The sequence below is a fragment of the uncultured Paraglaciecola sp. genome (assembly GCF_913058035.1).
Taxonomy (GTDB): Bacteria; Pseudomonadota; Gammaproteobacteria; order Enterobacterales; family Alteromonadaceae; genus Paraglaciecola.
Genome location: NZ_CAJXPA010000170.1, coordinates 1 through 9,000 on the forward strand (window position 1 = coordinate 1; position 9,000 = coordinate 9,000).

Annotated in this window: 12 protein-coding genes; 9 read left to right on the forward strand and 3 right to left on the reverse strand. The window is 39.5% G+C overall.

What is annotated here, in order from left to right; translation table 11 throughout:
- The 3 genes from QZ562_RS17145 to ampD form a co-directional block, all read right to left on the reverse strand.
- The coding region (locus QZ562_RS17145) for a hypothetical protein (RefSeq protein WP_293762853.1) at positions 1 to 272 on the reverse strand (272 nt) is incomplete at its 3' end.
- Between the two features lie 99 nt (positions 273 to 371).
- A complete protein-coding gene (gene ampE / locus QZ562_RS17150) occupies positions 372 to 1,196 on the reverse strand; it encodes a beta-lactamase regulator AmpE (protein WP_293762856.1) in 825 nt (274 codons plus the stop codon).
- Positions 1,197 to 1,236: 40 nt separating this feature from the next.
- Entirely contained in the window at positions 1,237 to 1,773 is a 537-nt protein-coding gene (gene ampD, locus QZ562_RS17155; protein ID WP_293762858.1) for a 1,6-anhydro-N-acetylmuramyl-L-alanine amidase AmpD, read from the reverse strand.
- Between the two features lie 107 nt (positions 1,774 to 1,880).
- Here ampD and QZ562_RS17160 point away from each other — a divergent pair, with 107 nt between their 5' ends.
- From QZ562_RS17160 to QZ562_RS17200, 9 genes are all read left to right on the forward strand, one after another.
- Positions 1,881 to 2,384 carry a TIGR02281 family clan AA aspartic protease gene (locus QZ562_RS17160; protein ID WP_293762861.1) on the forward strand — a complete coding sequence of 168 codons (504 nt, stop codon included), beginning with the start codon at positions 1,881 to 1,883 and terminating at the stop codon, positions 2,382 to 2,384.
- A 33-nt stretch (positions 2,385 to 2,417) separates the two neighbouring features.
- Positions 2,418 to 3,278: a carboxylating nicotinate-nucleotide diphosphorylase gene (gene nadC, locus QZ562_RS17165; RefSeq protein WP_293762863.1), complete on the forward strand. Its 861-nt coding sequence runs from the start codon at positions 2,418 to 2,420 to the stop codon at positions 3,276 to 3,278.
- A 212-nt stretch (positions 3,279 to 3,490) separates the two neighbouring features.
- Positions 3,491 to 3,919, forward strand: a complete 429-nt coding sequence (locus QZ562_RS17170; RefSeq protein WP_293762866.1) for a prepilin-type N-terminal cleavage/methylation domain-containing protein — start codon at positions 3,491 to 3,493, stop codon at positions 3,917 to 3,919.
- 101 nt (positions 3,920 to 4,020) lie between these two features.
- A complete protein-coding gene (locus tag QZ562_RS17175) occupies positions 4,021 to 5,229 on the forward strand; it encodes a type II secretion system F family protein (protein WP_293762869.1) in 1,209 nt (402 codons plus the stop codon).
- A 109-nt stretch (positions 5,230 to 5,338) separates the two neighbouring features.
- Entirely contained in the window at positions 5,339 to 6,241 is a 903-nt protein-coding gene (locus QZ562_RS17180) for an A24 family peptidase (protein WP_293762871.1), read from the forward strand.
- Positions 6,238 to 6,846, forward strand: coding sequence for a dephospho-CoA kinase (gene coaE, locus QZ562_RS17185; protein WP_293762874.1), 609 nt, complete (start codon positions 6,238 to 6,240; stop codon positions 6,844 to 6,846). Before QZ562_RS17180 ends, coaE begins: the two co-directional genes overlap by 4 nt.
- A gap of 105 nt (positions 6,847 to 6,951) precedes the next feature.
- Positions 6,952 to 7,704, forward strand: coding sequence for a cell division protein ZapD (gene zapD / locus QZ562_RS17190; RefSeq protein WP_293762877.1), 753 nt, complete (start codon positions 6,952 to 6,954; stop codon positions 7,702 to 7,704).
- A 36-nt stretch (positions 7,705 to 7,740) separates the two neighbouring features.
- Positions 7,741 to 7,980 carry a DNA gyrase inhibitor YacG gene (gene yacG / locus QZ562_RS17195; RefSeq protein ID WP_293762880.1) on the forward strand — a complete coding sequence of 80 codons (240 nt, stop codon included), beginning with the start codon at positions 7,741 to 7,743 and terminating at the stop codon, positions 7,978 to 7,980.
- A 116-nt stretch (positions 7,981 to 8,096) separates the two neighbouring features.
- Positions 8,097 to 8,837, forward strand: a complete 741-nt coding sequence (locus QZ562_RS17200) for a glutathione peroxidase (protein ID WP_293762883.1) — start codon at positions 8,097 to 8,099, stop codon at positions 8,835 to 8,837.
- The last annotated feature ends 163 nt before the right edge of the window (positions 8,838 to 9,000 follow it).

Here is a 9,000-nt window from a genome sequence, read left to right on the forward strand (position 1 = left end):
ATCCCGTCCTCGTCGATTCCAACTAGATGAAACGATGAAATAGGTCTGCCATTAGGAGATATTCCAAATGAAATAGTTTTTCCGGAAAGAGTTGGTTCGGTAGTAAATTCAAGATTTTTAAAAGGCGTAAGGAACGTACTTACAATTGGAGAGAACCCAGCGCTGTTTTGGGCTCTGATTTCCACAGAATACATCAAACCATTGGTGAGACCAGAAAAACTATTGGCAAAAAGCCCAACATCGGATGGGCTGATATTACGTTTCTGTACCAAAACATGCTAATTATTAAAAATGCTTAGTAAAACCGAAAGTAAAATAAATTAGTTCAGTAAAAACAATTAAATAGAAGGGAACGCAACTGGTCATACCTCTTAGTCAATCCAACCAGATAAAGTTAATAGTGCAATTATGACTAGCAAAAACATCACATTTCGTTTAGCTAAGCGCACCAAAGTGCACGGTTCTTCGGTACAGTCATTTTCATCTGGTTCAATTTCTTCAGCTTGTTTTGATACATCTAACAACAGTGTTTTTGCCTGTACTGCAGGGTCGGGTAGATAACTTAACCAAGTAGGAAAAGCGCGAGAAAAATGCCCAACTAATAAAAAACCTAAAGCAGTAATACGTACTGGTATCCAGTCAACAATATTAAGTAAGCGCTTTACCTGATTGGCAACTTGTATATTATCGTTTGAGAATTTTGAGCCCATTTCTCTAACTAATATATAAAAAATCGCTCCTGCAGCACCACAAGCCGCGAACCATAAAATAACTGCGGTATAATGTCGGTAGTTTTGCCAAACGAGGTTTAGCCCAAAAGAGACGGTATCTTTGTCATCGCCACTAATTTGATCCTCATACATATCACAGGCTTGCGAATCTCCTTTATTTGCGGCTTGTAAAAAACATTTATAAGTAGCGCGAATAGCTGGGCAACCCACACAAACCATAAGTATGGCGGTGCTTATAACTAACTCTACTAATCCACCAGCAAATTTTTGTACGATTAAATAAATAATCATCACAGGCACAAATATAACCAGTGTTAAGACCCAAGATTTAGATGACGAATTAAACCAGCCTCGAGACTCGATATTTTCTAAATACTTGTCTGCGTAAAATCCCGCCTGCCAATACTGGGATTTAGTGGTGATGCGTTCGACTAGTAATACCAGCAATAAGCTGATTAGTGTCATGATGTTATCTCTTGTTAATATTTAGATTGTGGCAGATTAATCATATCATCTGCCGATATTGCGACCAATTAAAAGCAATACCCGGGTCAGTTTTTCTACCAGGTGCAATGTCATTATGGCCAACAATACGCCCTAGGGTAATTGCAGTATAATCTTGCATCAATTCTTTGGTTAAAACACTTAAACTTTGATATTGAGCTTGGGTGTAGGGAATGTGGTCAGCACCTTCAAGCTCAACCCCAATAGAATAATCATTACATCTGCCAACACCTTGGAAACTAGATACGCCAGCATGCCATGCTTTTTTATCAAACGGCACAAACTGCACAATGTGACCATCGCGTTTAATCAAGCAATGAGCAGACACGCGCATTTGATAAATGCTGGCAAAATAAGGATGTAACTTAGGATCTAAACAGCCAGTAAAAAAGTATTTTATATCATCACTTCCAAACTTATTTGGGGGCAACGAAATATTATGTATGACCAAAAGTGAAATAATGGTCTGAGCTGGGCGTTCATCCCAATGCGTGGTAGGGCAATATTCTGCATGTGTTAAAATAGCGTTTTTAATCAAGGTTCTAGCGGTATAAAAGGCCTGATGTTGTTATGATAGCAAAGTGGATCGATATAACAAAGTGGATCAATCAACGCTGACAAATTTTTTGGAGAGTGAATTAATCAATGCAACAGAATAAAATGGGTAAAAGCATGTTGATTGTTGCTTGGATCATTGGATTGGGTATGTTGACTTTGTTATTCGACGATCAACTTGCCAAACAATTTAATCCTAATGCCGATCCTATCTCCTCATCTAGTCAAGGTGTGCAAGTGGTGCGCCTCAAACAAAATCGGGCTGGGCATTACGTCAGTGGCGGTGCTATAAATGGTCAACCGGTGGTGTTTTTATTAGATACTGGTGCCACACATGTATCAGTGCCTATGCATTTGGCTGAACAACTTAACTTGCAAATGGGCAGGAGTTCTTGGGTACAAACTGCGAATGGACGTGTTCAGGTAGCACAAACCAATATTCAAAGGTTGTCTATTGGTGATATTCAATTAGATAATGTTAGAGCTAACTTAAACCCTGGTTTTAAACAGAACGAAATACTTTTGGGAATGAGTGCGTTAAAACAACTAGAATTCACCCAAAAAGGTGAATGGCTGATTTTAAGAAATTTATAGCCCACTCGAAACCCCATTGTTAAAAGAGAAACTATGCAAGATATTGATATTAAATCAGCGGTTGAAATCGCATTATCAGAAGATTTGAATGGACAAGATGTCGACTACGGCGATATAACCGCAAATCTTATCCCTGCCACGCAAAGCATTACCGCCGATATCATCACTCGTGAAGACTGTGTCATAGCCGGCGCTGCTTGGGTCACAGAAACCTTTGTTCAACTTGATAAAAATATTCAATTGCACTGGTATGTCAAAGACGGTGACGCGCTAAAGGCTAATCAACCAATCGTTAGGGTGTCGGGAAACGCTAGGCGAATTTTAACTGGGGAACGCACCGCGTTAAACTTCCTACAAACCCTTTCAGGTACGGCCACTATCGTAGCGAAATGTGTTAAGGAGTTAGCCGGTTCTAACACACAGCTATTAGACACACGAAAAACATTGCCTGGTATGCGTTTAGCGCAAAAATATGCGGTGACCTGTGGCGGTGGCAAAAACCACCGTATTGGCCTATTCGATGCTTACCTTATAAAAGAAAATCATATTCTAGCATGCGGCTCAATTCAGGCTGCGGTGACTAAAGCAAGGCAACATCATGCAGACCTATTGGTGGAAGTAGAAGTCGAAAATATGCAAGAATTACATCAAGCAATTGCGGCTAAAGCCGATATTGTTATGTTAGATAATTTTAGTTTGGGTATGCTTAAGCAGGCGGTCATTGTCAACAAAGGGCAGTGCAAATTAGAAGTGTCGGGCAACATTACTATCGAAAGTTTAAATAATTTATCTGCTTTAGGGGTGGACTTTATCTCTTCAGGGGCGCTTACTAAACATGTTCAAGCGATAGATTTGTCGTTAAGAGTAATAAGTACCAGCTCTTTGAAGCTTTAATCACTTGCTTAATAATGAGTATTGGAAAAAACACAGATGCGTATGTTGCAGGGATTTTTTTAAAGCTAAGACTTAAGTATGTATCTGCATACTTGTCAGATGCTCAACTCGTTCTATACTCATTCCAGATTCAAAAAACAACGCCCTAACCCGGCAACTGGCAAATCTTTTTAAAACCTAAATATGACACAATATGTGTCGGAGAGAAAACCATGAACAAGACTCAAATAAATAATGCAAGAAAACAAGGTGGCTTCACTTTAATCGAATTGATGATTGTTGTGGCTATTATCGGTATTTTGGCAGCAATCGCTTTACCTGCATATCAAACATATACACAGAAGGCGCGTTTTTCTGAAGTAGTAAATGCAACTTCTGGAGTTAAAACAGGAGTGGAAATTTGTGTACAAACTGGCGTTCCTGCTCTCTGTACAGCTGTTCCAACTACAGGTTCTGCTGAAAGTGCGTCTGTAACATCAGTGGTCATCGGTGGTGATGCTACTGGTTATACCATTACCGCTACACCAGCTGCAATAAATGGTATTTTAGCTGGTGACGATTATATCCTTACGGGAGTACCTACAAATGGTGCCGTTATTTGGACTAAGACTGGCGGTTGCGTAGCGAAGAACCTTTGCTAATTATTATCTAGTTACTGGTATAAAGTATGCAAAAAGCCCAGAATTCTCTGGGCTTTTTGGTTTTAGAACCTTAGCTGAATTAAAACTTAAGAGTATCGTTAATGGCATCTTCTCCTACAATATTTGTTTACAACGGCTCCAACCGTCGAGGGCAAGTCGTCAAAGGCGAAATTTCTGCCATGTCTATTGTTGAAGCTAAAAATCAACTTCGTAGGCAAGGTATTTCTGCTAAAAGAGTTAAAAAATTAGCTAAACCGCTTTTTGGTAGTGGAGAAAAAATCAAACCCGTTGATATTGCGCTATTATCCAGGCAAATCGCCACTATGCTCAGTGCTGGTGTCACCTTAATTCAAACCATTGATATGGTAGCTTCTGGGCACACCAATAAAAAAATGCGCACCTTATTAGGTGAAATAGGTGCCAGTGTAAGCGCGGGTAATCCCCTTTCGGCAACGTTGCGCAAACACCCAGATTATTTTGATGATTTATATTGTGACTTAGTAGAAACGGGTGAACAGTCAGGGGCATTGGAAACCATCTACGACAGAATTGCTATTTACAAGGAAAAATCTGAAGCCCTTAAATCCAAAATTAAAAAAGCTATGTTTTACCCCATAGCGGTAGTAGTAGTGGCGTTTATTGTTACCACTATTCTTCTAATTTTTGTGGTCCCCCAGTTTGAAGAAATATTTTCTAGCTTTGGTGCTGAACTCCCTGAGTTCACCCAGTTTGTTTTAGGAGTATCTCGGTTTATGCAAGATTATGGTTTGGTAGTTGCCGGCATCGCATTTGCTGCTGGAACATTATTTGCCAGAGCCCATAAAAAATCTCTGAAACTTAGAGATTGGGTCGATGCTAAGACCCTGAAAATCCCAGTGATTGGCGAGATCCTCAAAAAAGCTTCGGTTGCTAGGTTTACTCGTACCTTGGCTACCACGTTCGCAGCGGGTGTTCCCCTTATGGGTGCATTAGATTCTGCTGCCGGGGCTGCGGGTAATTCAGTATTTCGTGATGCCATTTTATTTGTGAAAAAAGAAGTATCAGCTGGTATTCCCATGAACGTTGGTATGCGCACAACGGGTGTATTTCCCCCAATGGTGGTGCAGATGATTGCTATTGGTGAAGAAGCTGGCGCAGTTGACGAAATGCTGAGTAAAGTAGCCACCATATACGAAGCAGAAGTAGACGATATGGTAGATGGCTTAACAAGCTTATTAGAACCGATGATTATGGCTGTATTGGGTGTTGTGATTGGTGGATTAATTGTCGCTATGTATTTGCCCATATTTGAAATGGGTAATGTGGTTTAAGTTATTCTTAGTTTTTTGGTCTCCTATTGTCTATGTCATGGCTTGCCGGATAAAATTCTGGCAAAATATTGGCATTACTTTTTCTTATTGATTATTTATAAGTCACTTTATGCAAGCATCATTTGAATTAATGGCTGACTCTCCAGCATTTTTTATGGGTTTTGTGTTTATCATCAGTTTGATGGTAGGCAGTTTCTTAAATGTGGTTATTTATCGTTTGCCCGTTATGATGGAGCGCGCCTGGAAAGCAGATATAGATGAGTATACGGCCTCACAAACCCAAGCCCCACCTGCCACAGACAATCTCCCCACTTCAAAAAAAGCGCCCTTCAACTTAGTTAAACCCGATTCAACCTGTCCTAAGTGTCAACATAAAATAAGAGCATGGGAAAATATTCCGTTAATTAGTTGGTTACTGCTCAGAGGCAAATGCAGCCAATGTAAAAATCCCATATCCGCTCGTTACCCCTTAGTTGAATTGACCACGGGACTTCTGTCTACATGGGTTGCATGGCATTTTGGCTTTGGCTTAGCAGGTTTTATGGCAGTGGTTGCCATTTGGCTATTGATTGCGATGACTTTTATCGACCTAGACACGATGTTATTGCCAGATCAACTAACCTTATCGTTGTTATGGTTAGGTTTGTTAATCAGTATTGAAAGTCCTTTTGTGTCTAGTCAAGATGCGCTAATTGGTGCTGCGGTTGGTTATTTAAGTTTGTGGAGTTTGTATTGGTCGTTTAAATTACTGACCGGCAAAGAGGGCATGGGATATGGCGATTTCAAACTATTGGCTGCAATAGGCGCTTGGGTAGGTTGGCAACATTTACCTGTGGTGATATTACTGTCTTCATTTGTCGGAGCGATTGTGGGTGTGAGCTTGCTTACCATTCAAGGGAAGGATAAAAGCCAGCCTATTCCATTTGGGCCTTATCTCGCCGCGGCTGGTTTTCTAACTTTGCTGTATGGTGATTGGATTGTTACGCAATATTGGCAATGGATGTTGCCATGAGTAATTTTGTTGTTGGTATAACTGGGGGCATTGGCAGTGGCAAAACCACGGTTACAGATTTGTTTGCTAAATATGCGATTGAAGTGATTGACGCCGATGTGATTGCCAGAGAAGTAGTTGAGCCAGGAACACCGGCTTTAAAAGCTATTATTAATAAATTTGGTCAGTCTGTTTTAGACGAGTCAGATAGCTTGGATAGAGCTAAACTTCGTCGCTTGGTTTTTAATGATATTGAAGTTAAAAACTGGCTGAATCAACTGTTACATCCTGCCATTAGGAGACAAATGTTATTACAGACACAACAAGCAAAATCGGATTATTGCCTTTTGAGCGTGCCACTGTTGGTTGAAAATAAATTAAATGAGCAAGTCGATAGGGTGGTGATTGTTGATGTTGATGAACCCACTCAACTACAAAGAACCCTGCTACGCGACAAAACTAATGAGAAACAAATCCGCGCGATTATGAGTGCTCAAGCAACTAGACAGCAGCGCTTGGAAGTGGCAGATGATGTTATCGATAACCATGGTGGAATTGATGCTTTATTTAAACAAGTCGCTCAATTACATCAATATTATCTACAACTTGCAATGCACAGCGCATAGTTGTGTTAAATACAGATTGATTTTGGCCTATTGATTTGACTAAAAATTCTTTACAATGTTTACCCACTGCAAGTATTGCAGTTTAACCAACATAAACAGGTCATTATGTCGCAAGCAATATATGAGTTTCCACTCAACGAAAAGGTGCGAACCTACCTTAGGCTTGAGCAGTTATTTAAGCAGCTTGAGCAGGGTAAAATTGCGATTGAAGATTGGCAATATATTAACTTTCTAGACTCTCTTTTCACTTTACTTGATTTGTCAGAACGTATCGATTTACGCCATGACGTGCTCAAAGATATTGAGTCGCATGAAAAAAACTTGGTAATTTGGTCGCAACACCCAAACATCGACGACGATGCTTTACAGTTCGCTCTGCAAAAAATTCTACGTCTTCGCGAGTCATTAAAAAGTAATAAAAAAGTTGGTGCAGAACTTAAAGAAGATAGATTCTTAGCATCCATAAGACAACGTTTTTCCATACCAGGCGGTACCTGCAGTTTTGATCTACCCAACTTACATTATTGGCTACAACAACCAAGTGAAAAAAAACAGCAGCATATAAATAGTTGGCTGCAAGAATTGGCTCCTATTCAGCAAGCAATGGAGATTACACTATCGTTTCTGAGGGAAAGGGGACGTTTCAGAATAATCGAAGTGGAAAAAGGTTTTTACCAAGGTATTGCTGAAGATAAAAATGAGTTAATCCGAGTGTTAAGTTCAACTGACGAAGGATATTATCCGATGCTGTCAGGTAATAAATATCGGTTTGCAATTCGTTTTAATTTATTTATCCTGACTATGCATGGAAGTTCATCTGTAGACAGCAAGGTGAGTTTTAAGCTGGCATGTTGTTAAAGGTTTCAATTTAGTTATTCGAGATGAGGTATTTCTGTGCCAAATAAAGTCAATTGTCCTAATTGTAAAAAACAAGTCGAGTGGGATCAAAGCAATCTTTTTCGCCCATTTTGTAGTAAGACATGTCAGTTAATTGATTTAGGTGAATGGGCTGACGAGGAGAAGGCAATTCCCTGTGGTGCCAATAAAGATCAAGAAACTATTCAATTGCCTGAACTTGATATCGAAGATATTGAAGCCATGCTGCGTGAAAATTCTGAAGATTTTTTTAAATAATAGATAGTTGATTCATTAAATTGATTTACTTAATCGATAATTATAATTTTAAATGATTAATATCAAAATGTATATTGGTCGAAATTAGCTTTACTAACCTTAAATGGAGATTAAACATGTCTAACCCGAATTTTGAAGATAAATCTGGACAAGCAGTACCACAATGCACATTTGCTGCGCGTGTTAACGACGAGTGGGTAAAACTCACTTCGGATGAATTGTTTAAAGGAAAAACGGTTGTTGTTTTCTCTTTGCCTGGAGCATTTACCCCCACATGTTCTTCTACTCATCTTCCTCGTTATAATGAGTTGGCTAAAACATTTAAAGCTAACGGCGTAGATGAGATAATCTGTGTGTCTGTTAACGATACATTTGTAATGAATGCATGGGCAGAGCATCAAGAGTCAGATAATATTACACTTATCCCTGATGGAAACGGTGAATTTACTGACGGTATGGGCTTACTAGTTGATAAGTCTGAAATCGGGTTTGGTAAGCGTAGCTGGCGCTATTCTATGCTGGTTAAAGATGGCGTTGTAGACAAAATGTTTATTGAGCCAGATTTACCAGGCGACCCTTTTGAAGTATCAGACGCTGACACTATGCTAGCCTATGTTGCACCAACTGCAAAAGCTTCAGTAGCTACTGTTGTTCTTACTAAGTCGGGCTGCCCTTTTTGCACGAAAGCTAAAGCATTGCTTGATGCAAAAGGTTTTGAATATGAAGAATTGGTTATGGGTAAAGAAGTTTCTTTCACCGCCCTCAAGGCGCTTTCTGGTAACGAATCTTGGCCACAAGTATTTATTGGCGGCAAGCTAATTGGTGGTTCTGACGATTTAGAAGCTTATTTCGCATAAAGCCTACTTAAACAAAAAATGGCGCTTTTAAGCGCCATTTTTTATGCCTACAAATTAGTAAATTGTTTTGCAACTGGATATAATAAAGTCTATTAGAATAATAAAAGTTTCGTCTTAATGAAGTTATTTTTACCCCTGCTCATATTTATAACCAGTATGTACT

Excerpts from the sequence above, each read along its gene's own strand:
- ampE (WP_293762856.1), bottom strand. The coding sequence starts at position 1,196 with ATGACACTAATCAGCTTATTGCTGGTATTACTAGTCGAACGCATCACC.
- QZ562_RS17160 (WP_293762861.1), top strand. The coding sequence starts at position 1,881 with ATGCAACAGAATAAAATGGGTAAAAGCATGTTGATTGTTGCTTGGATC.
- nadC (WP_293762863.1), top strand. The coding sequence starts at position 2,418 with ATGCAAGATATTGATATTAAATCAGCGGTTGAAATCGCATTATCAGAA.
- QZ562_RS17170 (WP_293762866.1), top strand. The coding sequence starts at position 3,491 with ATGAACAAGACTCAAATAAATAATGCAAGAAAACAAGGTGGCTTCACT.
- QZ562_RS17175 (WP_293762869.1), top strand. The coding sequence starts at position 4,021 with ATGGCATCTTCTCCTACAATATTTGTTTACAACGGCTCCAACCGTCGA.
- QZ562_RS17180 (WP_293762871.1), top strand. The coding sequence starts at position 5,339 with ATGCAAGCATCATTTGAATTAATGGCTGACTCTCCAGCATTTTTTATG.
- coaE (WP_293762874.1), top strand. The coding sequence starts at position 6,238 with ATGAGTAATTTTGTTGTTGGTATAACTGGGGGCATTGGCAGTGGCAAA.
- zapD (WP_293762877.1), top strand. The coding sequence starts at position 6,952 with ATGTCGCAAGCAATATATGAGTTTCCACTCAACGAAAAGGTGCGAACC.
- QZ562_RS17200 (WP_293762883.1), top strand. The coding sequence starts at position 8,097 with ATGTCTAACCCGAATTTTGAAGATAAATCTGGACAAGCAGTACCACAA.